We start from the raw sequence: 25598 nt of genomic DNA, 5'->3' as shown, positions 1-25598 counted from the left end.
AATATGTAAGAAAAAATTCAAATTTTCCATGAATCAATTAATAAGCCCTCCCTTTCATTAATAAGATATAGCAAATCGGCTTGAACAGGAGGGGAAAGATGAAGATTAGTTATTCGAAACTGTTTTTGTTCGGGTTTCTTGGTTTCATTATTATTCTATGTCTTGCAATATATTCCATTAAATTATCTTTAAGCTATTTAGATAATGAAGATGAAGAATCGTATGATGGTTTTAGAATTTCAGATATTAAAGAATCAGATTCAACAGAGGAGAGCATTTCGATCGAATTCAAAGAAGATCATTAATATACTTGACATTTTGTGAGGCTGTCTTATGGAGCAGATTTACCTAGACAGCCTTTGAAAGTACGAGCTGAATGTAATGGGATCAAGTAAAGGGCTAAAGCAATTTATTATTCTTCAATTCGGAACCCTTCTCCTGTTACATCTTTTACATCAACAATGGACACGAAAGCATTTGGATCGAGTTTACGGATAATGGATTTTAGTTGAACGATTTCATTTCGACTGACGATGCAGTACAACACATCTCTTGACTGTTTTGTATAGTATCCGTAAGCATGAAAAACTGTGATTCCACGATTCATTTTTTCAGTTACGGATTTTGCGATTTCATCTGGTTTATTGGAAATAATGAATGCCCCTTTAGCGGAATATGCCCCTTCTTGAACGATATCAATCACTCTAGCTCCCACAAATACAGCCACAAGCGTATACATCATTGTGATGGAACTTAAGAAAGTTAACCAAGAGGCAACTAGTACTAAAGAGTCGAATAGAAACATCGTTTTTCCCATGCTCCAACCAATATATTTATTGGCAAGGCGGGCAATGATATCAACGCCACCAGTAGTCCCACCACAACGGAAAATGATACCTAAACCGACACCTACAAATACTCCTGCAAATAAAGATGCCAGTAGTAAATCGTTGTGCAAATCTAGCGGAAATTGATAGGTTTGAAAAATTCTTAAAAATACAGAAACGCTTATGATGCCGAGAACCGAGTAGAAAAACTCTTTACGTCCAAGCAATTTCCAACCTAAAATAAACATTGGAATATTTAAAAGGATGTTCATAATTGCCGGATCCCAATTAAGTGTAAAAAATAGAATTAAAGTAATTCCACTAAATCCGCCTTCTCCCAGCTCATTTAACATATTAAAATGGACGAAACCGAAACTGAAAATGGCAGTTCCTATAATAATTCCAATAATTTGTTGGATTTTAATATCCTTCAATCTATTACCTCCTTATGAAGAAAGGGCGTTATGGCAAGAGTGCATTTTAATTATGTTTTATTTTTCTACTTTTGACAACGAAATCCCTTTTCATTACGATTGTTAAGAAAGAGTGATATGATAATATAATAAACATTTAATCATAACAATATTCGACTTAATTTTTTGTTGGATGCAAACATTCAAGTAAAATAGGAGTAAAGACATTAGCAAGTAGGGGAATAGAAGTACCATTTGAAACCTTATAAGAAGAAATAAACATTGATGATACGAAAGGACGAATGCCAATGACAATAAGAGTAGCAATCGCAGGTTGCAGAGGGAAAATGGGGAAGGAAGCTGTCAACACTGTTGTCAATCAAGAAGGAATGGAGTTAGTAGCAGCTCTTGATTACAAACATGTTGGAGAAAGTCTTGCGGAACTTGAAATGTTTCCACCCGATTTAGATGTACCAATTTATTTGAATTTAAAACAATTAATTGAAGAAACAAAACCTGATGTATTAATTGATTTAACAAGCCCTCAAGCAGTGTATGACCATGTAAAGGTATCTCTTTTACATAACGTTCGTCCAGTTGTTGGAACTACAGGATTTACAGACGAACAACTAGAGGAATTAATTCAGCTTGCCGAAGAACAAAAAACGGGTTGTATTATTGCACCGAATTTTGCCATTGGTGCTGTGTTAATGATGAAGTTTGCAAAAGAAGCGGCAAAATATTTGCCTAACGTTGAAATTATCGAATTACATCATGATCGCAAATTAGATGCTCCTTCTGGTACAGCAAAGAAAACAGCTCAAATGATTGCAGAAGTTAGAGAAGCGCAAAAACAAGGACATCCATTAGAAGAGGAAACAATGAAAGGTGCAAGAGGAGCAGATTTTGAAGGGATGCGTATTCACTCTGTTCGCCTTCCTGGATTAGTCGCTCACCAAGAGGTAATTTTTGGCGGAAAAGGTCAATTATTAACCATTCGTCATGATTCCTTTAACCGAGAATCCTTTATGGATGGCATTGTGTATTGTGTCGAAAAAGTCATGGAACTAGACAAATTAGTTTATGGAATGGAAAATATTTTATAAATCGGGAAGATTGGAATGAGTGAATATGAAAATTGCATTAATTGCCCATGATCGTAAAAAAGATAGTCTTGTCGAGTTTGCCATTGCATATAAAGAAATATTACAGCAACATGAATTATATGCTACAGGAACAACAGGTCGCCGCATCATTGAAGAAGTTGGATTAGAGGTTACGTGTTTCCGATCAGGTCCATTAGGGGGCGATCAACAGATTGGAGCGATGATTGCAAACAACGATATGGATATGGTATTTTTCTTCCGCGATCCGTTAACTGCGCAACCTCATGAACCAGACGTTACAGCCCTCGTGCGTTTATGTGATGTTTATCACGTTCCGCTTGCAACGAATATGGGAACGGCAGAAATCTTATTAAAAGGGCTCCAAAAAGGTTTCGTTGATTGGAGACTCATTCAAGAAAGAAAATTTAATTAAACAGTGGCTATACTGTTGATTTCCCTTATTTGAATGCCATTATGCAGTTTAACAGTTTAGTCTTTTCGTTATGTTGGTATAAATTAGTGAATATATAATGAATACGCATAAATTGAAAGGACGTGTGTCGGTGAGAAAATTAAAGATAGGTATTACATGTTACCCTACTGTGGGTGGCTCAGGAGTGTTAGCGACAGAGCTTGGTAAAAAACTTGCTGAGCGCGGTCATGAAATCCATTTTATCACTTCTAGTGTTCCTTTTCGGTTAAAGAAAATTTACCCGAATGTTTTTTACCACGAAGTAGAAGTAAATAATTATTCCGTTTTTCAATATCCTCCGTATGATATCGCTTTGGCAAGTAAAATGGTCGATGTCATTTTAGATGAAAAATTAGATGTATTGCATGTTCATTATGCGATACCGCATGCAGTGTGTGCTGTCCTTGCCCGCGATATGTGTGGAGAAAATATTGGAATTGTCACAACGTTACACGGAACAGATATTTCTGTATTAGGCCAAGATTCCACACTCTCCCAAGCCATCAGATATGGAATTGAAAAATCCGACATAGTCACAGCAGTATCCAACGCATTAAAACAACAAACCTATGATATTATTGGTACGAATAAAGAAATCGAAACGATATATAATTTTGTGGATGAATCCGTATTTAAACCAATAGAAAAAGCTACTCTGTTAAAACAGCAATATGGTATTCGTGATGATGAAAAGGTCATCATTCATTGTTCAAACTTCAGAAAGATTAAAAACTTGCCAGACATTGTTGAAACATTCATCGAAATTCGAAAACAGCTTCCAGCAAAATTACTGCTCGTTGGAGATGGTCCTGAAAAACACCGAGTGATGGTTCAGGTGAAAGAATCTCCATATAAAGACGATATTTTATTTTTAGGAAAACAAGAAAATGTGGAAGAATTATTTTCTATTAGCGATTTAAAATTATTATTGTCTGAAAAAGAATCGTTTGGTTTAGTGCTATTGGAAGCAATGGCATGCGGTGTTCCGGGTATTGGAACGAACGTTGGAGGAATACCGGAAGTAATTGAGCATGGTGTCAACGGCTATGTTGTTGAGTTAGGTGATGTGCAACAAGCGGCTGCATATGCGATTGAATTGTTAACAGATGAAAATAAACATGAGGAATTTAAACTAAACGCAATACAAACGGTTCAAACAAAATTCCACGAAGAACCTATTATCGATCAATACGAAGAATTATATTATCGATTGGCGGCATTAAAAGTATGAAGCAGGTAAAAGATTGGGATGTCGCATTGCGCGTCATTGATAAAATTGAAAAAGCTGGATTTGAAGCCGTCATTGTTGGCGGTGCAGTACGCGACCATTTGCTGCAACGAGAAATACATGATGTCGATGTGGCAACAAGTGCACTACCGATGGAAATTAAAAAAATATTTTCCAATACAGTTGATGTAGGAATTGAGCATGGCACGGTGGTTGTTTTAGACGAAGGGAAACCGATTGAAGTAACAACTTATCGTACAGACGGAACCTATACAGATTTTCGCCGACCGGAAGAAGTCACATTTGTACGAGATTTGCCAAAAGATTTAGAACGGCGTGATTTTACGATTAATGCCATGGCTTATACAAAGGATGGTACCATTATCGACCTATTTGGTGGGAAAGAAGATATTGAGAATCGTATAATTCGAGCAGTTGGAGATGCCAATTCCCGATTTCGAGAAGATGCTCTTCGAATGCTTCGAGCAGTGCGTTTTGCTGCACAATTAGGCTTTGATATAGATGAATCAACGATGAAAGCCATCCAAAAAGATTGTGATTTAATTGAATTTATTGCCCGTGAACGAATTCATATGGAATTCTCAAAAATGTGGGTAGCAGATTATGTATATTTCGGTGTTAAAGCTCTAGTCGACAGTGATTTAGCCCTTTACTTACCTGGCAACTTTAGAGAGAATTTAGAGGTTTGGAAGGAATTTCACACAAAGCAAGAGGAAGTTGGATGGGCATACCTCTGTTTGCTAAACCGTAATGATATGGAGAATATTATTGATTTTTATAAATTATCCAATAAACAAAAAAACTTTACGAAAAAAGTGATTCAAGCGTATGACAGCCTCTTAAAACGTTGGGATGAATATGATTATTTTTTAAATGATTTAATTATTTTAGAAACAGCTTATGATTTTGCAATTTGGCAAGGAAAAAATGTTCCATTTGCAAAAGAGCATATTGCGAAGGTGAAAGAACATTTACCAATTCAATCAATGGAACAATTTGCACTGAATGGCAACCTCTTAATGGAATGGTCAGGTTTAAAGGGCGGTCCTTGGTTGAAAGAAGCATTAAACAAAGCGTTATATGCAGTATTATCAGGCAGAGTAAAAAATGATGAAGAACACTTAAAGGAATGGTTCCACAATGAATTTATCGATGAAAGACAAAATCATTAAACGTTTTTTAGAAGCAAAAGATGAGCCAATTTCGGGGCAACAATTGGCAGATGATTTAGGAATTTCTCGTACAGCAATTTGGAAACATTTACAAAATCTGCAAGATGAGGGATATGAATTTATTACGATTAAGAAAAAAGGGTATAAATTAATTGCTGTACCTGATCGTGTAGATGCTGCTAAAATTTCATCCTATTTAAAAACGAAACGCTTTGGCCACACGATTCATTATTTTGAAGAAATAGATTCGACACAAAGGCTGGCTCACCAGTTGGCAAGAGATGGTGCGAAAGACGGCACGATTATCATTGCTGAAGAACAAACTGGTGGAAAAGGAAGAATGCAAAGAACATGGTATTCTGCAAAAGGGAAAGGGATTTGGATGACAGTTATTGTTCGTCCAGATCTTCTCCCTCACCAAGCGCCTCAATTTACATTAATCGCTGCGGTTAGCATCGTAATGGCAATGAAATCTTTATATACTAACTTTACACCAGAAATTAAATGGCCAAATGATATTTTAATTAATGGAAAAAAATGCGTTGGGATATTAACGGAAATGCTAGCAGAAATGGATCGGGTGGACGGTTTGTTAATTGGAATTGGCATCAACGCCAATCATGAACAGACTGATTTTCCAGATGAACTGCAAGAGATTGCAACATCAGTTGCCATAGAGGAAAAGCAAAAAGTGGACCGTGCACAACTTGTTGCGGAGATTCTATCATATTTAGAACGATATACAGATGAGTATATCGAAAATGGTTTTAAGTCCATTAAGCAATTGTGGGTAGAGCATTCTTGTACAATTGGAAAACGAATTAGAGCATCAACGATTAGGGAAGTTATTGAAGGAAAAGCAATCGGAATTACTGATGAAGGCGTACTGGAAATATTATTGGATAACGGTCAAATAAAGAAAGTTTATTCTGCAGATATTGAGATTCAAAATCAATAGCTATTTCAAACGCCCTGTCTTATCTTTCATTCAACGCTTTACAAACTAGGCTTTTTTCTGTATCTTTTTAATAAAGTTGTGTAGTTCGATGGGCAGTATCGTAACGAACTGTACCTGTACGCAACTTGATAAATGGAATCTGCCTTGATCTAGTAAGACAGGGACGGAAGAAAACAAGTTCGAAACATCCGAACAAATACTATCCTTCTGTCCATTTTTGGAAGAAGGATATTTTTTTGTTTTCTTCCTCCGAATTTAATAAGGAGGAAACAATATGAAAACAACGAGCGATTTTTTAAAGATGAAGCAGAATCGTGAGAAAATCGTCATGGTTACTGCTTACGACTATCCTGCTGCAAAATATGCAGAAGAAGCGGAAGTCGATATGATTCTTGTCGGCGACTCGTTAGGGATGGTTGTTTTAGGCTACGATTCTACCGTGCAAGTAACTGTGGAAGATATGATTCATCATGCAAAGGCGGTTCGTCGAGGAGCTAAAGACACATTTTTAGTGGTGGACATGCCTTTCGGATCCTACCATGGTGATCCGAATGAAGCGTTAAAAACAGCAGTTCGCATGATGCAGGAAACAGGAGCAGATGCACTGAAATTAGAAGGTGCCGGTGAAGTGTTATATGTGATAAAAAAATTAGTTCAAGCTGGAATTCCTGTTGTAGCTCATTTAGGTTTGACACCTCAATCGGTTGGGGTTCTAGGCGGATATAAAGTCCAAGGGAAGACGGCAGAACAAGCTAAAAACTTAATTGAAGATGCTCTTCGTTGCCAAGAAGCAGGAGCCATGGCTCTAGTATTGGAATGTATTCCTCATCAATTAACAGAAATTGTATCCAATAAACTAGTTATTCCAACAATCGGCATTGGTGCTGGTCCTGAAGCAGATGGACAAGTACTAGTATTCCATGACTTATTAAGATATGGAAATCACCATATTCCGAAATTTGCGAAGGAATTTGCAAATGTTGGGGAACACATTCAGAAGGGGATTGAAGGGTATACAAAGAGTGTAAAAGATGGCTCGTTCCCAGCTCCTGAACATTGCTTCAACATGAAAGATGAAGTATTATTTTCAATTTATGGAGGCAAATAACCGATGGAAATCGTCACAACAATAGCCGAACTAAAAGAGATTGTAAGAAAGGTAAAAGCAGAAGGAAAAACAATCGGTCTTGTACCAACGATGGGCTATCTTCATGAAGGTCATATGGCGTTGGCGAAAGCGGCAAGAGAAGAAAACGATTTTATCATCATGAGTATTTTTGTGAATCCTACTCAATTCGGACCGAATGAAGACTATGAAACTTATCCAAGGGATTTAGAACGAGATCAAAAAATTGCCAAATCGGTAGGAGTAGATGTTGTGTTTGCTCCATCAGTTGATGAAATGTATCCAACTGATGGCGGTATTCGAATTCATGCGGGCAGACAAGCAACGATTCTTTGTGGTGCATCAAGGCCAGGGCACTTTGATGGTGTGTTGCAAGTAGTTACAAAGTTATTCCATTTAGCAGAACCGACAAGAGCTTATTTCGGCCAAAAGGATGCACAACAAGCTGCCATTATTTCTACTCTTGTTAGAGATTTTAATTTCCCATTAGAAATTCGTACAGTGCCAATTGTTCGAGAAGAAGACGGACTTGCGAAATCTTCTCGAAATGTGTATTTGTCTGAAAATGAGCGCAAGGAAGCTCCGGCAATTTATCGAGGACTGCAGCTTGCGAAAGAGGAATTTTTATCTTCCAAAGATGCAGAAAAAGCTATTGGCGTTGCAAAAGACTATATCTTAAAGAACACAACAACAGGGCGTATCGATTATATTGAATTGTTAGCTTATCCAGATTTAAAACCAATAGATGACAGCACAAAGCAATATTTACTTGCAGCAGCAGTATTTATTGGAAAAACTAGACTAATAGACAATATTATGTTTACGAATAAAGGGGATACAGAGAATGTTTAGAGAAATGATGAACGCAAAAATTCATCGTGCACAAGTAACAGAAGCCGATTTAAATTATGTCGGTTCTATTACAATCGATGCCGATATTTTAGATGCAGTAGGCATGCTTCCAAACGAAAAAGTGCAAGTGGTAAATAACAATAACGGTGCTCGTTTTGAAACATACATTATTCCAGGTAAACGTGGTAGCGGCGTTATTTGTGTGAATGGAGCTGCTGCTCGCCTCGTTCAAAAAGGGGATGTTGTAATTATTATTTCATATGCTTACGTAGAGCAAGAAAAACTTTCGGAACATAAGCCTACTGTGGCAATTATGGATGAAGGAAATAAAATTAAAGAAATTATTCACTACGAACCTGAAGCTACTGTACTGTAATCTTGTAGAAAAGAGAGCAAATTGGAACGACATATCCTGTTTGCTCTTTTTATTTTTAAATAAAATGAAGAATATTTTTCTGAAAATGGCAAATAACATAATGAAATTGCAACTATTCAGATGACAAACTTGCTGTTTTTGCATAAGAAAAATTCCTTCATTTACATTGATTTACAATTTTTTAGGTGATATTTTTGTTAAAGAGGTGATGAAAATGAAGAAATACGACGTTGCCATTATTGGAGCAGGTGCAGGAGGCTATGTTGCAGCAATTTATGCGGCTCGAAGCGGATTAAACGTAGCTTTAGTAGAAAAAGGGAAAGTGGGAGGAGCTTGTTTTAATCTTGGGTGCATTCCGTCCAAAATCATGATTGAACATTCGAAACTCATTCAAAAAATGAAGCTAGGAGAGCAGTGGGGGATTTCGACTAATAACATTGAAATCGATTTTCCAAAACTAATGCAACGGAAAGAAGACTTGATTCAGCAATTACTAGAAGATATTCATCGCTATATTGGTAATAATACGATTACTTATTACTCCGGAAAAGCTGAAGTTACAAAAGATTTAGTTGTTAAAGTAAACGGAGAAGAATTTGAGGCGAAAGACATTATTTTAGCGACAGGAAGTAAACCATTCGTACCTCCGTTTAAAGGGTTAGAGACAGCAACATATTACACAACTGATACGATTTTCAATATGAAAGAGCTACCAAAGCAACTCACAATCATTGGTGGTGGCGTGATTTCAATTGAGATGGCTTTTAGCTTAGCACCATTGGGCACAAAAGTAACGATTTTAAATCATAGCCGTGACATTTTGCAGACAGAAGAACCCGATGCACGACCAATTATACGGAAAAAGTTGCATGAGTTAGGAGTGGAACTTGTACTCGATTTTGAATTTGAAGAAATTCGTGGAAATGAAATTGTGACTTCAAGAGGGGTTTATACATATGAAAATTTATTATTTGCAACAGGTAGAAGACCAAATGTAGAAATTGCAGAAGCACTTGGATTAGAAATGGACGGCCGTTACATTAAAGTTAACGAATATTATGAAACAAATATGCCACATGTATATGCAATTGGCGATATCATCGGAGGTCATCAATTGGCACATGCAGCGAGCGCAGAAGGGATTCATGCCATTGAAGCAATTTTAGGAAATAAACCAGAACCGATTGATTTATCTACCATTCCACGTTGCGTCTATTCAACTCCTGAAATCGCGACATTTGGGGCATTGGAAAATGAAGTAAGTGCAGACGAAGTCATTGTTACAAAATTACCATTTAAAACAAATCCGAAAGCATTGATGGAAGGAAATGCAGATGGATTCATTAAATTTATTTCAAGCAAAAAGGACAATAGCATTTTAGGAGCATGCGTTGTAGGAGATGGTGCGACGGAAATTCTTAATTCCATGCTTGCAGTAAAAGTGGCTGGTGGAACAGCGGAAGATTTAGCGAAAATCATTTTCCCGCATCCTACAAAAAGCGAGCTTATTGGAGATGCAGCAAGAACTGTATTTTGGAAAGGAATCCATATTTAAAAACATTAACTTAGTGAAAAGGTTTCATATCCTTTTCGCTTTTTTTTATGTGGCAAATGAGTGCCATCAAAATAAGATATATTTTTATTCGAAAATACTCAAAATCCGAAGCGAATTAGCCAAATTAACGATAAGCATTCGTAAAATATGAATTTCGATGAATGATGTAAAACAAGACCATGCATTCTTATGTTATGATAAAATTCGCTTATAAATTATAAACATATGTAAATGTGAGTTGAGATTCAAATGGAAAATCAAAAATATGTCATTGTCGATTTAGAAACGACCGGTCATTCTCCTAAAGAAGGAGATCGAATGATTCAAATTGCGATGGTCATTATGAAAAATTGGGAAGTGCAAAAAACTTTCACTACCTTTATCCATCCAGGAAGAACGATTCCTTTATTTATACAAGATCTAACAAATATTTCAGACCAAGACGTCAAGGACGCATTACCATTCGAATCATATGCAGAAGAAATATATGAAATATTGCAGGATGCAGTTTTTGTAGCTCATAATGCCGACTTTGATTTATCTTTTTTGCAATCGGAATTTGAACGTGCGGGATTGCCGAGATGGAAAGGGAAGAAAATTGACACTGTTGAACTATCTAAAATACTGTTTCCTATGGCATTAGGCTATAAATTAGCGGATCTTGCCAGCGAATTAAATATTCCGCTCAATAATGCACATCGAGCGGATGATGATGCGATGGCAACGGCTTTATTATTCAAGAAATGTTGGGAAGAAATGTTATCACTTCCCATTCCAACTATTGAACAATTGCATAAACAGTCATTTAAATTAAAATCGAATATTTCCCATTTATTATTCCAAGCATTACAAGTAAAACGGAAAACGATCGAGAACGAATCGGATTATATCTATTATCAACAATTCGCATTAAAGAAAAAGGCGCTAAAAAGTGCTGAAAAAGATTTGAAGGGAAGTTACCCATATTCTACTGATGAAAAAGTTGAGCTTCTTTCAAAACACTTTCCCAAATTTGAAAAACGCCAAGAGCAATTTCAAATGATGGATGCCATTTGGGAAACTTATCAAGCGAAAAAAGAAATTATGATTGAAGCATCCACAGGGATTGGGAAAACGCTTGGATATTTGTTACCTTCCATTATCTATGCAAAGCAACGAGGAAAGAAAATATGCATTAGTACTTATACGTCATATTTACTTGAACAAATCTTATATAAAGAGATTCCTAAAATTGAAAAGGTTTTAGGAATAAAGGTAAATGTATCTCTACTAAAAGGAATGCAAAATTACATCGATTTAGAGTTATTTGAACAGCTCATTCAACAAGATGGACATTCCTACGATGAAACGTTGACGATTTTGCAAATTATCGTATGGCTATCAAAAACGAATACTGGTGATTTAAGTGAATTGAATCTATCCGGCGGAGGGCAATTATTCGTTGAAAAAATTCGCAAAAAAAATCGCAATCACCAAAATTCTTTTGATTTTTTTGAAAAAGCCATTAAGGAAAGCTTAGAGTCAGATATTATTGTAACGAACCATGCAATGTTGCTAGCTGATTTAGTGCGTATTGAGCCGATTTTCCAATCGATTGACGGATGGGTAATTGACGAAGCGCACCAATTTGTACAAGCAGCAATTCAACGTGATCAAATTATGTTTTCTTATGCTCAATGGAAATATCTTTTTGGTCAGATTGGAATTTCTTCTGATTCAGGTCTATTCCAAGCTTTTCGAAAAGCAGCCGTACAAACAGGAAGAGTCTCTGAACAACTGTTTTTCCAATTAGAAAAGTCTTTTGCAACAACTTTGGAACGTATTGAAAGGGCAATGCAAACACTTGCAATTTCAATACAAAATCAAAAACCTCCTTTATTAGATTATAAACAGACGGCATTTTTAAAAGATTTATCATTAAATATGCCATTGTTGAAAGATGTTTCGAGAACTTTGCAAAAATGGATTGATTTAGCGGAATATGTTTCAAACCAAGTTCGTCAAGATGTTGAAGAACTTCCAAAGAAAAACAAGCTGCTGTTAGAACGTTGGGATTATTGGATACGAGAATTAAAAATCAAATTAGCAGAGTGGGATGAACTATTTTTTGTAAAAAGCAATCAATTTGCCGTTTGGGTTGAAATAGATAAACGGCATATCCCAGGCAGCCTTCAAATATACAAGAAGCCGATTGAAATAACAGAAACAGTCGATGTATTGTTTAATAATTTAAGGAAAAACGCAGGTGTTATATGGACGTCGGGCACTTTGACCATTCCGAATAATGAGCGATTTATAGCAAAACAATTAGGAATCGCCGACAATGTCCCGATTCTTAAATTGGAAGCTCCCCAAAACTATTACGGTGGAGCGAAAGGTTATATCGTATCCGATATGCCAGATATTCAAGGAGTATCGCAGTCGGATTATATTGAATCGGTTGCAGCGGCTGTAACTCAAATTATTCAAACGATTGAAGGGCGATGTTTTGTTTTATTTACTTCGCAAGATATGCTAAAGAGAACGGTTGAGCTTATTCAAGAAGCAGAATTATTAAATGACTATTTGTTATTTGCACAAGGTGTTACGAGCGGTAGCCGAATGCGGTTATTAAAATCATTCCAAAAATTCCATCGATCTGTATTGTTTGGTACGAACAGTTTTTGGGAAGGGGTCGATGTACCTGGAGAAGATTTGAGTGCTGTCATCATAGTAAGGCTACCTTTTTCTTCCCCTGATGAGCCAACGTTTAAAGCAAAAGCAACGATGTTAACAGAAAAAGGGCAAAACGCTTTTATAGATTTATCTTTACCTGAGGCAATATTACGATTCAAGCAAGGATTCGGGAGACTCATTCGCTCGTCAAAAGATAAAGGAGTGTTCATTGTACTGGATCGACGTATTGAAACGAAATCGTATGGTCAAGAATTTATAAAAGCACTTCCTAACATTAAAATTGAAAAACTCCCTCTACAACATATGGTGAAAGACTTACAACATTGGTATAATAACAAAGGTGAGGAAGGAAAGCAGGTAGACAACAATTGAAAAAAAGAAAAAATTATTCCATAAAATATAAGGTGTTTAAATGAAAAATTGGATTATTTTTATCACAAGTTTTATGTTAATATTAACTATTGGAATATCTGTTTTAGTCTTCTGGAAAGCGTCAAGCCCATTTGTAAAAATAGAGAAGCAGGCTGTGGAGTTAGCAATTTCATCTAATTCCATCAAAACGGCCACTGATGCTTATGTTTACAATGGAAATAAACCGTATGTCACCGTTTTCGGAGTCGATGAAAAGGGTGAGGAAAAGGCTGTTTTTGTACCGATTACATTAGATGATAAATCGATACAAATCGTTAGCTTAAAAGACGGTATAACAGAAGATGAGGCTAAATCATTTTTAGATGAACAAAATGTTAAACAAGTGCTTCATACAAAATTAGGCTATGAGGAACCAGGCGCTGTTTGGGAAATCGCTTATATCAACAAATCGGATAAACTCAATTACGTCTACATTTTGTTTGAAGATGGACAATGGTGGAAACGCATTTTGAACTTATAGGGGAGAAGATTACAAATGAAAGAATTATTAGCCAATCGTGTAAAAACTTTAACACCATCTACAACTTTAGCAATTACAGCAAAAGCAAAAGAAATGAAAGCGCAAGGCATTGACGTGATTGGTCTTGGAGCTGGTGAACCAGATTTTAACACTCCACAAAACATCATGGATGCAGCCATTGATTCAATGCAACAAGGGTATACAAAGTATACGCCTTCTGGAGGTCTTCCTGCTTTAAAACAAGCGATTATTGAGAAATTTAAACGAGATAATCAATTGGAATATAAACCTAATGAAATCATTGTTGGTGTTGGAGCGAAGCATGTTCTTTACACATTATTCCAAGTGATTTTAAATGAAGGCGATGAAGTTATTATTCCAATTCCATATTGGGTTTCATATCCTGAGCAAGTAAAACTGGCTGGTGGAGTACCAGTTTATATTGAAGCAACAAGTGAACAAAACTACAAAATTACTGCTGAACAGCTAAAAAATGCTATTACGGATAAAACAAAAGCGGTTATTATCAATTCACCAAGCAATCCTACGGGAATGGTTTATACTCGTGAAGAATTGGAAGACATTGCGAAAATAGCATTAGAAAATAATATTCTGATTGTATCAGATGAAATTTACGAAAAACTATTATACAATGGAGCGGAGCACTTCTCTATCGCACAAATTTCCGAAGAAGTGAAAGCTCAAACGATTGTTATTAATGGTGTTTCAAAATCCCATTCAATGACGGGATGGAGAATCGGTTATGCTGCAGGTAATGCAGATATTATTAATGCGATGACAGATTTGGCATCTCATTCAACTTCCAATCCAACAACTGCATCTCAATATGCAGCGATTGAAGCTTACAATGGACCACAAGACTCTGTAGAAGAAATGAGAAAAGCCTTTGAGTATCGATTAGAAACTATTTATCCAAAATTAAGTGCAATTCCTGGTTTCAAAGTAGTGAAACCTCAAGGTGCCTTTTATTTATTGCCAGATGTCAGCGAGGCAGCTCAAAAAACTGGATTTGCTTCAGTAGATGAATTTGCAAGTGCGTTGCTAACGGAAGCAAACGTAGCGGTAATCCCAGGTTCTGGTTTTGGAGCGCCAACGACAATTCGAATCAGTTACGCAACATCTTTAAACTTAATTGAAGAAGCCATTGAACGAATCGATCGATTTGTTAAAGATAAATGGCAAGAATAAGCAGTTTCGCAATACGTAGCGTCCGTATATTACGGACGCTTACTTCATAATGAAAGGAGTCAAGCATATGAAGGAACAAAATCATCGACTCCGTAACTGGATAGAGCAAAAAAATGTAAGCATCCCAGAACTATTTTTTCGATATTACAAAAGATTGGGGATTTCTGATGATGAAGCATTGCTATTACTCCAACTTATTGCATTCCATTCCGACAACATTGATTTTCCTCCCCCAAGTGCATTAGCGGACAGAATGCATTTTACGGAAAATGAAATTACTGCGAAGTTACAACGATTGCTTCAAAAAGGCTTTATCGAAATCACTCAAGGAATCGACTCAAGCGGCAAAATTTATGAGAAATATTCAATTTTCCCTCTATGGGATAGAATATTAGATTTAATGGAAGCACAATCCATGAAGCAAGAAGAATTCCAAAAGAAAAATGAGGAAGGGGAATTATTCTCCCTTTTTGAACAGGAATTTGGTCGTTTACTATCACCGATTGAGATTGAAACCATTTCTTTATGGTTAGATCAGGATCATCACCCTCCAAAAATTATACGAGAAGCTTTGAAGGAAGCAGTGCTAGCTGGAAAATTGTCTTTCCGTTACATTGACCGTATTTTATTTGAATGGAAAAAGAAAAATATTCGAACAATCCAGCAAATTGAAAAGCAGCGGGAGCAATTTGCAAAACATAATTCACCTTCCGTCCCTCCGAATCAAAGTACAACAGAAAATCGAAAAAAAGTACCATTTTACAATTGGTTAGATGAAAGAGAATAGGGGAGATAGAATGTTGACAAAAAAACAGTGGGAGCATTGTTTAGAAGTAATCGACGAAATGTTCCCAGATGCCCACTGTGAGCTTGTACACAGCAATGCATTTGAACTGACAATCGCAACTCTTCTATCTGCCCAATGTACTGATCAACTTGTCAATAAAGTGACAAAAAATTTGTTTCAAAAATATAAAACACCAGAAGATTATTTATCGGTACCATTGGAGGAGTTGCAGCAAGATATTCGTTCCATTGGGCTTTATCGCAATAAAGCAAAAAATATTCAAAAGTTGTGTGAAAAACTTATAAAAGAATTTAATGGAGAAATTCCAAAAACGAGAGAAGAGTTAACTTCATTACCTGGAGTTGGAAGAAAGACAGCGAATGTTGTGATGTCAGTGGCTTTTGGAATTCCGGCTTTCGCGGTAGATACCCATGTAGAAAGAGTAACAAAACGACTTGGGCTTTGTCGATGGAAGGACAGCGTGTTAGAAGTAGAAGAAACGCTAATGAAAAAAACACCCAAAGAAAGATGGTCCAAAACCCATCATCAATTAATTTTCTTTGGCCGTTACCATTGCAAGGCACAAAACCCTCAGTGCCATCAATGTCCATTGCTTGACTTATGTCGCGAAGGGCAAAAACGGTTGAAAAAAGGGTTGGTTAAACAATGATACGGGTAAGGAAAGATGCTATACAAAAGGAACAAATCGAGCCTTATTTTGAAGCTTGGGAAAAGTTATCAAAAGAAATTTTTGATGCGCATGACGAACGCAATGGAAAAAAAGCTCAGAGTTTAATGGAGCAAGGCATTAGTTTGTTTGAGGAGTTGATTGTCAAAACTTCAGAATCGCAAGTTCAACAGTTCTTGCTCTCTGAAGAATATGAGGCAATGCCATTGAATGGGATGGAGCGTTTTCAATTCATCAAAGGAAGACCCGGACAATACGCATGTTTTGTGCAGTTAGATGAGTTATTTAAAGAATTGAAGAAACGATATGCGCGGTTAAGGGTACAGAAATAATGCATGGAACAATAGTGGCATAGGCGAGTGTAATCGTTTGTGCCACTTTTTTGTGGGGAGATATTAACAAATTATTCCAATAGCAGTTGATTATATAGAAAGTGCAAAATTTTATGCTTTTTCTTTTAGCACTTATTCCATATGTAGTATTGTTTATAGTTGCATACCTTTTCTTTAATTTGATTGTTCAAATAAAGAAAAATGTTGACAAGATAGTAGAACAGAATCAACGAATCCTTTCTTTATTGGATGAAATAGAAAAGAAAAGTGACAGGATTAATCCTGTCACTTTGATAAATGAATGATTATTGAATTTTAGTCGTCTTTTGAAGCTTCCCCAGGTGGTGTTGGTCCATTAGGGGGATTTACGACATTGCCTTCTCCTCCTGGTGAGAACCAATCATCAAAATCGTTGTTGTTTCCATTATTTGGATTACCATTGTTATTTCCGTTGTTGTTTCCATTATTTCCGTTATTACCATTATTACCATTATTACCATTTGGATTTCCTTGGTTACCGTTGTTTCCGTTATGATTTGGTGGATGGTCAGTTGAAGGTTCCTCAGTATCATCAGGTAATTCAACATCCGGTTCTGTTATTCCGCCATCAATAGTAATGGATACAGATGCTGGTGTGCTTCGGTTTTCTCCAATAATTGCAACAACGGTGAAAGTATATGTTTTGCCGGCTTCAATACCTGATATGGAAGCATTTTTATCCGCTGTAATTGTGACGACGGATGATTTGCCATCATCGGATTGCATGGATACTTCATATTGAACATCCGAACCTTCATAGTCTTCCGGAATTGTGTAGTCCCATGTTAAATCAACTACTCCAAATACTTGGTTAACTGCTTGTAAATTAAACGGTGCTCCTATATCCACTTCTTCATATGCATCAGAAACTTCTTTTGGTTCTGTTCCACGTACAAACAGCTCTGTTCTTCGAAGTTCACTAGGTGTATTTTTACTTGCGAGTTTTAACGGTTCTGTACCAACTTCAATTGTTACTTCAACGACTGAATTTGGTTTTGCAAATCGTTTCGTCTCTTTTCCTTGAGAAATTTCCCCCATGATTTTACTAAACAATACTTGTGGAAGGCGGCGTTCATCCCAAGTGGTTATAGGCTCAGAACGTTTTTCGTATCCACTCCAAATAGCAATGGAATAATTCGTTGAATATCCGACAAACCATGAATCTGGCACTGCTGTACTTGGCAGGTTATATTTTCTAAATTCATCGGCACCATAGTTTGTTGTACCAGTTTTCCCGGCGATATCTAATCCTGAAACTCTTGCTGCTGTACCTGTTGCGTTTCTTTTTGAACTTACTACATCACGAAGCATATCTGTAACCATATAAGCTGTATAGTCATTCATCGCCACTACCGGATCAGGTTTGTACGAGATTTTAGAGCCATCTCGGAAAACAATTTCTTTAATGGCATATGGTTTGTTATAAACACCGTTATTACCGAAAGCTGCATATGCCGCAGCGATTTCGATAGGCGATAATTCAATTTTACCGCCACCAATAGCATCTGCTTCTACAATTTCATCTCTTTCAATACCCAATTTTGAAATGAATTCTTTTGCTTGGTTGAGCCCAACTTCTTGCAATATTTTTACTGCTGGGATATTTCGAGAAGCATATAACGCTTCCCTAATAGTAATTGGGCCAAAATATTTTCCGTCCCAGTTTCCGAATTGTTTACCATTGGAATACGTATGTGGTTCATCCACAATGGTTTTTCCGGTAGACCATTTGAAATATTCAATGGCAGGACCATATGCGATTAGCGGTTTCATTGTTGAACCAGGAGGTCTTTTTGCGTCGTCAGCGTAGTTATAGCCTCTACCTGCACCATAATTGCGTCCACCGCCAATTGCTCGCAGTGCACCGGATGTTGTATCAACAACTGCCACCCCGGATTGAATCGTTTCTGTCGGGAAATTGCTTGCGTTATTCATGATATTTTCAACGGTAGTTTGTGCTTTTGGATCCAACGTTGTATAAACTTTTATACCTTCAGATAATAGACTTGGATCCCGATCTTCAATTTCATTTAATACAATGTCTAAAAAGGCATCGTATTTTGTGCCGGCAACGCCTTTTCTTTGTTCTTCCGGCAATAAGCGTGAAGCCACACCGATTTTCTTTGCTTCCTCAGCCTCGGCTTCCGTAATTTTTCCGTGTTGAACCATTAAACTTAATACGATATTGCGGCGTTTCTCCGCTCTATCTGGATTTTTAAACGGATTGTAATTGTTTGGACTTTGTGGCATACCGGCTAATAAGGCAATTTCATCTAGCTCTAATTCATTTAATTCTTTGCCAAAGAAGTATTCAGCTCCTGTAGCAAATCCATAAATGTTCCCTGAAATCAAAACTTTATTGAAATACATTTCAAATATTTCTTCTTTGTCATACATGCGTTCTAATTGAATCGATAACCATGCTTCTTGCGCCTTACGTTTTAATGTTTTTTCATTGCTTAAAAAAGAGTTTTTCACTACTTGTTGAGTAATCGTACTTGCTCCTTGTGAACCAAATCCGCCGGTAAAGTTCGCGATTACCGCACCACCTAGACGGAATAAGTCAATTCCAAAATGATCAAAAAATCTTACGTCTTCTGTTGCAAGAATCGCATCAACCATTTCTTGTGGAATCTCGTCATATTCAACATATTTTCGGTTCTCAACACCGATTGTTGCAAAGAGTTCTCCATTCATGTCGTAAAACTCTGCAGAAATCGGATCTTTCAATAATTCTTCATTCAACTCAGGCGCTGAACTTGCGTAATAAAAGAACAATCCCGCTCCAAAAACTAAACCGGCGAAAAAGAGAGTAAAAATGGAGATGATTCCCCATTTCAACCATTTTTTTATAGGTTTTTTATGATTTTTTTGTTGAGATTCTCGTATTTTTCGTATTTCTGTTCGAGAGCGTCTATTTTCACTCAATTCTATCTCCTCGCTTCATGTCTATCATTCTCCATTGGAAATGAGTTTTTTTATAGCATTTAAATAATCGATTCTAGGATTATAACCTGGAATGATTTCATAGCTTTTCTCCTCAAATGTATCGATTGGTATCGATTTTCGTCCTCCGTTTTTCATGTTGCACCACGCATCATATAAAACGGAAAAAGGTAGTAAAAAGTATCGATCCAGTTTAGAAAAACGCACAATGGTAAATGCTATTCCTTGTTGACTGGTTACATTTTTCATGTGGGTGATTTGATGTTCATGTACATTTTTTAAAGGGAAAGAAGTTTTACTTTCCGTTTCTTTTGCTTCAAAATCAATGTAGTAGCCGTTCCACACCCCATTATAATCTGTAGTAGATGGAGTACGAAAATATGCTTCTCGAATGACTGCCGCACTCCTTTTTGGATACTCTACTCTGACGATTTGGATGGGAACAGGTTTCTTATGAATGATTGCAATTTGTCTACTTAAATAGTACGCATTTGTCTCATTGATTTCATCTTCAAGAGTTTTTCCTCGATTTCCAAATGAAAAATCTTTGTTCTCTTGAATAGGATTCGCATTTGATGTCGTACTTTTCGGTTTATATGGTTTTCCGTTCGGATATTTGAGCATCCTAAAATCACCCTCTTGAAAATGATATCCAAAACTAGAAATAAGTTTAACATAAAAATTTATCGAAAAAATTGTTCTTTTAGCTAACGATGTCTAGTTTTGGCTAGATGAAAGGTTTTCTCCTATATATATTGAATTAACAAAATAATAAGGAGGGATTCGTATGAATAAATTTCAATTGCTTATATCTCAATTGGATTGTTTAGATGAAATGATGACCGCCAAACTAGAAAATGAACGAGCTATGATTAATGACTACTTTTTCGGACAAATTGTTTCCACTCATCAAAAAGTAAGATTAGCAGAAAAGAATGTTCATGTAAAGAATGCTTGTTCCCCTATTGCTAGTGAATTAGAATAGATTTTGATACACTAAGAATAAGAGGGTAATCTCTATGAAACTGCTAGAACTGACGAAATGGTTATTGGATGAGTGTGATGCGTCAAGAAAACGTTTTTTTGAAATGAGAGAACTTGACGCAACACCTCTATTTTTTGAAGAAGTTAAACCGCATTCGGATGATGTACACCAATACCTCATAGACTGGAAAGAACTGGCCATTCAATGGATTGAAGAAACTAAGCCAAAATATGTGCATATACAACAAATTTACAATGTCGTAGAATCGATGGATCAGTTCGTCGTACAATCCTTTTATAAAGAAACGAGCAAAAAAAGATTCCTTCAATCGGTGCATTCGGTGCAATATATACTTTCAACATTGTTAAGGTATTTGGAGGAGAAGAACGGTGAAGAAAAAAAGAACGATTGATGAATTAGTTAGGGAATGGAAAGAAGATGAAGAAATAAAACAAAATATTGCTCATATCGTGACAATGGAAGGTAGAGAAGGGCAGTACGCAGATTTTCCCAAACATCTTCATCCTTCTATAAAAAAAGCGCTACAAGAGCGAGGAATAAAAAAATTATATACGCATCAACGCCAAGCATTTGATTTAGCTCTTGCAGGAAAATCTTTTACTGCAATTACGCCAACCGCTTCCGGAAAGTCTCTCTGTTATCATTTGCCCGTATTACAAAAAATTTTAGAAGACCCTTCATCAAGAGCGATTTATTTATTTCCGACAAAAGCGTTGGCACAAGATCAAAAGACAGATTTAAATCACTTGATTGACGCCATGGATGAGGATATATACAGCTATACTTATGATGGTGATACAGCACCAAATATTCGGCAAAAAGTAAGAAAAGCTGGCCACATTGTAATGACGAATCCCGATATGTTACATTCAGGCATTTTGCCCCACCATACGAAATGGGTCTCGCTTTTTGAAAATTTAAAGTTTATAGTCATCGATGAACTCCATACATATAAAGGTGTTTTTGGCAGTCATGTAGCCCATGTCCTTCGGAGATTGCTTCGCATTTGCCATTTTTACGGCAGCAATCCTGTTTTTATTTGTACATCAGCAACGATCAAAAACCCAAAAGAGTTGGCTGAAAAATTAACAAATACGAAGCATGAATTAATTTCTCAATCAGGTGCACCGGTAGGAAAGAAAACTTTTATTTTCTATAATCCTCCAATTATACATACAACATTTGGTGTTCGAAGAAGTTCTATCTTAGAAGCGAGAGATTTAGCAGCGAAATTATATCAAGCTGGGATTCAAACGATTGTCTTTGCCAAATCCCGTGTGAGCGTCGAAAGGCTCGTTACGTATTTAAAACAGCTAACAAAAAATAAAATTGCAGATGAATCAATTCAAGGCTATCGCGGCGGATATTTACCTTCAGAGCGGCGTCAAATTGAAAAAGGTTTGCGAGATGGCACAATCCAAATTGTTGTTAGTACGAATGCCCTTGAATTAGGTGTCGATATCGGACAGTTACAAGCCTGTATTATGACAGGATATCCAGGAAATATCGCCAGTGCATGGCAACAAGCTGGACGAGCGGGGAGAAGACAAGATTCCGCATTGGTAATATATGTAGCAAATTCTACTGCTCTTGACCAATATGTCGTCAACCACCCGGACTATTTACTGGGCAACGCTCCGGAAGAAGCACTTATTAATCCAGATAATATTTTGATTTTGATGAGTCATTTAAAGTGTGCTTCATTTGAATTACCTTTTTCGACGAATGAAACTTATGGAGAATTTGAAGTTCAAGAGTTGTTGGAGTATTTGCAAGAAGAGGGCGTTCTAGTGAAAACAAATGCTCATTATTATTGGATGAGCGACCGTTTTCCAGCTCATGATGTAAACTTGCGTTCAGCTGCTGGCGAAAATGTCGTCATTATTGACCAAACCATTCCAGCGGGCACGAAAGTAATTGGTGAAATGGATACGTATTCTGCTATGACGTTATTGCATGAAGAAGCGATTTATCTTCATCAAGGAGTTCAATACCAAGTGGAAAAACTCGATTGGGAAGAGAAGAAGGCATATGTTCGTGAAGTCGATGTAAATTACTACACAGACGCCAATTTAGCTGTGGAACTAAAAGTGTTAAGTGAAGATAAATCAGCTATGTATCAGAATGTGACGGTTAGCTACGGAGATGTAAGTTTAGTCGCTATACCTACTATTTTCAAAAAGATTCATATGACAACATTAGATAATATTGGATCCGGAAAGATTCATATACCACCTATGGAGATGCATACAAATGCTACGTGGATTTCCTTTGATTTGCCGGAAAATTGGTCAGAGGAGATGCTGACAGATGCATTAACTGGGGCTGCGTATGCCATCGGATCATTCATCCCGTTGTATATCCAATGCGATCGAAATGATGTCACAGTTGTTCCACAAGTAAAGTCCGTACACAATGAAAAACCGACTTTGTTTATTTATGACAGCTATCCTGGGGGAATCGGTTTAAGTGAGAAAGTATATGATCTTCTCGTACCTATTTTAGAATTAACGATTGAACATGTCTTATCTTGCCCATGTGAATATGGTTGCCCGTCTTGCATCGGTGCACAAGATAATTTATCCGATGGAAAATCGAGAGTATTGAAAATATTAAAGATTTTATTTAATGAAATGATGTGATGGTATGAGTTACGAAAATAAAATAATGCAACTGAAAAAAATGCTTGGAAAGAAGAAAGAACAGCATTCTGAACAACCTTCATATCAAAAACCAGAAAAACCAGCCTATATTTCCAATTGGGGAAAGACTGGGCTTTCTATCGTAGAAAATGACTTTGGAGTGGTGTTTCATCGACAAGTACGATATCCATTTACTTATCAGCATGGATGGTATCAACTTCAACAATTTTTTCAGGCAGTAGAGAAGTGGGAACAGACTAAATTTCACCATCCATATGCTATATCCTCAGAGGAAACAGTGTTGTTTTTTGATACAGAAACAACGGGCTTAAAGGGAGTTGGAACCCAAATTTTTCTCATTGGTTTACTTGGAATTGATGAAGAGGAATTTGTGTTGAATCAATACGTATTAGCTGATCCAGCAAATGAAGCAGCATTATTATTTGAATCAAAGCTATGGCAATGGGGAAATACAATTGTATCATACAACGGGAAAAGTTTTGATTGGCCGCAGCTTGAGATGCGTTGGACTTTTCATAAAAACTTTTTGCCGAAATTACAAACGCCTAGGCAAATAGATTTATTACATAGTTCGAAGCGAATCTGGAAAAACCACTTAGAAAAAGTAAAGTTGACGAAAGTGGAAGAAGAAAAATTAGGTTTCAAAAGGGAACATGATATTCCGGGATTTCTTGCTCCGATTATTTATGCAGATGCGGTGAAGAGCGGAAATGCTATCGAACTAATGAAAGTTCTTCAACACAATGAATGGGATATATTATCATTATTGACGCTTTATATTCATTCAACAACTCTTCTTCTTGACCATGCGTTACGAGATGATGCAGTTACATATATAAATATTGGAAAATGGTACGATGATTTAAAGGAACGTCAACAAAGCGAGAAAGTATTATTATCTGTAACAAATCAATTTGATGTAAAAGAATCAGGTCTTGCATATTTCTATTTAGCATTTCAACAAAAACGTAATAAACAATTTCTAGAATCAATTGAATCTTTTCAAAAGGCCTTACATATAATTGACGAGAGAAAAAAATTGAAAGCTTTTGAACAATTGGCAATGCTCTATGAACATCAAATGAAAGACTATTCAAAAGCATTACAGTATACAATAAAAGGAATAGATTTGCTTCAACAGGCAACATTTATCAATGAGAATCAAAAGAAAAAACAGCTAGAAACTTGGGATAAACGTTTGCAGCGTATAAAAAAGAAAAATGGGAAATTATTTCATACTTTTGAATAAAACTTTCATTTCCCAGGTAAGCGCAAATATTGACAAAATCTTTTCCTTCGATGAGTCGAAAATTGCAAAAAAATATAATTATAAGATGTTTCTTTGTCCTTTTATAACGTTATATGTGGTATAATATAGGGTACGTATGTATCGATGGAAGGGCGATGTACATGGAAATAAAGTTAAATTCCAAAATGATATTGGAAAAAGAATTTAAAAGACAAATGAAGGGTTACAATGTCGATGAAGTAGACCAATTTTTAGATATTATCATGGAAGATTACGACAATTTCAATAAAATGATTGAAGAATTACAAGCTGAAAACGAACGTTTGAAAAAAGAACTAGAAAATGCGACTAAGAAACAACAGATACCTCAACAAACTTTAGGAAATACGAATTTTGATATTTTAAAACGATTATCGAATTTAGAGAAACATGTGTTTGGAAGTAAATTGTATGATTGATAAAATCCTCAAGTTGTTTTTGAATTAATTGTCTAGTATAATGATTTTTAGATCATAGTGGTTTCGAGTAATCGCTGCAAACGATTTTCGTTTGTAGAGGAAAGTCCATGCTCACACGGATCTGAGATGACCGTAGTGTTCGTGCTTACCGAAAAAATAAGGTAAGGCAAAGCTTTTAAAGCTTTGACGGCGGAAGGAAGACCTAAGTCGCTTCGTGCGATATGGTCGACACTTCCTGAAAAGTGCCACAGTGACGTAGCTTCACTGGAAACGGTGAAGGTGGAACGCGGTAAACCCCACGAGTGAGAAACCCAAATTATGGTAGGGGCGCCCTCCCGAAGGAAATGAACGGAGGGAGGGACGGGAAGAGTGGTTCTTCCCGTAGATAGATGATTACTACCTGACAGTACGAGGCGATCGCCGTTTGAGTACGCAGGCACAGAACATGGCTTACAGAAATCACTATGATAAGGAAACAAACACATTTTTAAATGTTCATCGTATACTTCAATTAAAATTATCGTCATAAGCTCTCCATTAAAGGAGA

The 25598-nt window shown here is 36.5% G+C and carries 24 protein-coding genes and 1 other RNA gene; 22 read left to right on the top strand and 3 right to left on the bottom strand.

Annotation, left to right across the window (positions count from 1 at the left end; translation table 11 throughout):
- Positions 1-98: 98 nt before the first annotated feature.
- Positions 99-305: a hypothetical protein gene (locus NSU17_RS01845; protein ID WP_016836977.1), complete on the top strand. Its 207-nt coding sequence runs from the start codon at positions 99-101 to the stop codon at positions 303-305.
- 107 nt (positions 306-412) lie between these two features.
- On the opposite strand, the gene NSU17_RS01840 is transcribed toward NSU17_RS01845, so the two are convergent.
- A complete protein-coding gene (locus NSU17_RS01840) occupies positions 413-1261 on the bottom strand; it encodes a YitT family protein (protein ID WP_340704136.1) in 849 nt (282 codons plus the stop codon).
- A gap of 287 nt (positions 1262-1548) precedes the next feature.
- On the opposite strand from NSU17_RS01840, the gene dapB reads away from it, so the two are divergent.
- The 15 genes from dapB (at position 1549) to NSU17_RS01765 (ending at position 16690) form a co-directional block, all read left to right on the top strand.
- Entirely contained in the window at positions 1549-2346 is a 798-nt protein-coding gene (gene dapB / locus NSU17_RS01835) for a 4-hydroxy-tetrahydrodipicolinate reductase (RefSeq protein WP_096550829.1), read from the top strand.
- A gap of 25 nt (positions 2347-2371) precedes the next feature.
- Positions 2372-2779 (top strand): methylglyoxal synthase, encoded by a 408-nt coding sequence (locus NSU17_RS01830; RefSeq protein WP_026018954.1) that lies wholly within the window; start codon positions 2372-2374, stop codon positions 2777-2779.
- Positions 2780-2909: 130 nt separating this feature from the next.
- Positions 2910-4049 carry an N-acetyl-alpha-D-glucosaminyl L-malate synthase BshA gene (gene bshA / locus NSU17_RS01825; RefSeq protein WP_340704135.1) on the top strand — a complete coding sequence of 380 codons (1140 nt, stop codon included), beginning with the start codon at positions 2910-2912 and terminating at the stop codon, positions 4047-4049.
- A complete protein-coding gene (locus NSU17_RS01820) occupies positions 4046-5239 on the top strand; it encodes a CCA tRNA nucleotidyltransferase (RefSeq protein WP_340704134.1) in 1194 nt (397 codons plus the stop codon). Before bshA ends, NSU17_RS01820 begins: the two co-directional genes overlap by 4 nt.
- Positions 5208-6197, top strand: coding sequence for a biotin--[acetyl-CoA-carboxylase] ligase (locus NSU17_RS01815; RefSeq protein ID WP_340704133.1), 990 nt, complete (start codon positions 5208-5210; stop codon positions 6195-6197). The genes NSU17_RS01820 and NSU17_RS01815 overlap by 32 nt, the downstream gene beginning before the upstream one ends.
- A gap of 274 nt (positions 6198-6471) precedes the next feature.
- Positions 6472-7305, top strand: a complete 834-nt coding sequence (panB, locus tag NSU17_RS01810; RefSeq protein WP_339288714.1) for a 3-methyl-2-oxobutanoate hydroxymethyltransferase — start codon at positions 6472-6474, stop codon at positions 7303-7305.
- 3 nt (positions 7306-7308) lie between these two features.
- Positions 7309-8175: a pantoate--beta-alanine ligase gene (gene panC / locus NSU17_RS01805; RefSeq protein WP_340704132.1), complete on the top strand. Its 867-nt coding sequence runs from the start codon at positions 7309-7311 to the stop codon at positions 8173-8175.
- Complete coding sequence (gene panD, locus NSU17_RS01800) at positions 8168-8551, top strand: aspartate 1-decarboxylase (protein ID WP_340704131.1); 384 nt, start codon at positions 8168-8170, stop codon at positions 8549-8551. Before panC ends, panD begins: the two co-directional genes overlap by 8 nt.
- Before the next feature lie 214 nt (positions 8552-8765).
- The gene (lpdA, locus tag NSU17_RS01795) at positions 8766-10106 is read left to right on the top strand and encodes a dihydrolipoyl dehydrogenase (protein ID WP_168411774.1); all 1341 of its coding nucleotides are present in this window, start codon (positions 8766-8768) and stop codon (positions 10104-10106) included.
- Between the two features lie 249 nt (positions 10107-10355).
- Positions 10356-13154, top strand: coding sequence for an ATP-dependent DNA helicase DinG (gene dinG / locus NSU17_RS01790; protein WP_340704130.1), 2799 nt, complete (start codon positions 10356-10358; stop codon positions 13152-13154).
- 40 nt (positions 13155-13194) lie between these two features.
- A complete protein-coding gene (locus tag NSU17_RS01785) occupies positions 13195-13674 on the top strand; it encodes a cell wall elongation regulator TseB-like domain-containing protein (protein WP_340432869.1) in 480 nt (159 codons plus the stop codon).
- A gap of 15 nt (positions 13675-13689) precedes the next feature.
- The gene (locus NSU17_RS01780; RefSeq protein ID WP_168411776.1) at positions 13690-14883 is read left to right on the top strand and encodes a pyridoxal phosphate-dependent aminotransferase; all 1194 of its coding nucleotides are present in this window, start codon (positions 13690-13692) and stop codon (positions 14881-14883) included.
- A 67-nt stretch (positions 14884-14950) separates the two neighbouring features.
- Entirely contained in the window at positions 14951-15670 is a 720-nt protein-coding gene (locus NSU17_RS01775; protein WP_340704129.1) for a DnaD domain-containing protein, read from the top strand.
- A 10-nt stretch (positions 15671-15680) separates the two neighbouring features.
- Positions 15681-16340, top strand: a complete 660-nt coding sequence (nth, locus tag NSU17_RS01770; RefSeq protein WP_340704128.1) for an endonuclease III — start codon at positions 15681-15683, stop codon at positions 16338-16340.
- Entirely contained in the window at positions 16337-16690 is a 354-nt protein-coding gene (locus tag NSU17_RS01765; protein WP_340432877.1) for a YpoC family protein, read from the top strand. The genes nth and NSU17_RS01765 overlap by 4 nt, the downstream gene beginning before the upstream one ends.
- A gap of 315 nt (positions 16691-17005) precedes the next feature.
- Here the strand turns inward: NSU17_RS01765 and NSU17_RS01760 are convergent, their stop codons facing one another.
- Positions 17006-19657, bottom strand: a complete 2652-nt coding sequence (locus NSU17_RS01760; protein WP_340704127.1) for a PBP1A family penicillin-binding protein — start codon at positions 19655-19657, stop codon at positions 17006-17008.
- A 24-nt stretch (positions 19658-19681) separates the two neighbouring features.
- Positions 19682-20299 (bottom strand): Holliday junction resolvase RecU, encoded by a 618-nt coding sequence (recU, locus tag NSU17_RS01755; protein ID WP_340704126.1) that lies wholly within the window; start codon positions 20297-20299, stop codon positions 19682-19684.
- Positions 20300-20462: 163 nt separating this feature from the next.
- On the opposite strand from recU, the gene NSU17_RS01750 reads away from it, so the two are divergent.
- From NSU17_RS01750 to rnpB, 6 genes are all read left to right on the top strand, one after another.
- The gene (locus tag NSU17_RS01750; protein ID WP_340432884.1) at positions 20463-20660 is read left to right on the top strand and encodes an endonuclease; all 198 of its coding nucleotides are present in this window, start codon (positions 20463-20465) and stop codon (positions 20658-20660) included.
- A gap of 34 nt (positions 20661-20694) precedes the next feature.
- The gene (locus tag NSU17_RS01745; RefSeq protein WP_340704125.1) at positions 20695-21072 is read left to right on the top strand and encodes a YppE family protein; all 378 of its coding nucleotides are present in this window, start codon (positions 20695-20697) and stop codon (positions 21070-21072) included.
- Entirely contained in the window at positions 21050-23323 is a 2274-nt protein-coding gene (locus NSU17_RS01740) for a DEAD/DEAH box helicase (protein WP_340704124.1), read from the top strand. The genes NSU17_RS01745 and NSU17_RS01740 overlap by 23 nt, the downstream gene beginning before the upstream one ends.
- A gap of 4 nt (positions 23324-23327) precedes the next feature.
- The gene (locus tag NSU17_RS01735) at positions 23328-24593 is read left to right on the top strand and encodes a ribonuclease H-like domain-containing protein (RefSeq protein WP_340432892.1); all 1266 of its coding nucleotides are present in this window, start codon (positions 23328-23330) and stop codon (positions 24591-24593) included.
- A gap of 161 nt (positions 24594-24754) precedes the next feature.
- Positions 24755-25051 (top strand): cell division regulator GpsB, encoded by a 297-nt coding sequence (gene gpsB / locus NSU17_RS01730; protein ID WP_340432894.1) that lies wholly within the window; start codon positions 24755-24757, stop codon positions 25049-25051.
- A 59-nt stretch (positions 25052-25110) separates the two neighbouring features.
- Positions 25111-25509, top strand: an RNA gene (rnpB, locus tag NSU17_RS01725) — RNase P RNA component class B.
- Positions 25510-25598 lie beyond the last annotated feature (89 nt).

This window comes from Ureibacillus sp. FSL K6-2830 (assembly GCF_038004145.1).
Classification (GTDB): domain Bacteria; phylum Bacillota; class Bacilli; order Bacillales_A; family Planococcaceae; genus Ureibacillus; species Ureibacillus thermosphaericus.
Note: the sequence above shows the minus strand (reverse complement) of the source record. Positions and strands in the feature narration are given on the sequence as shown.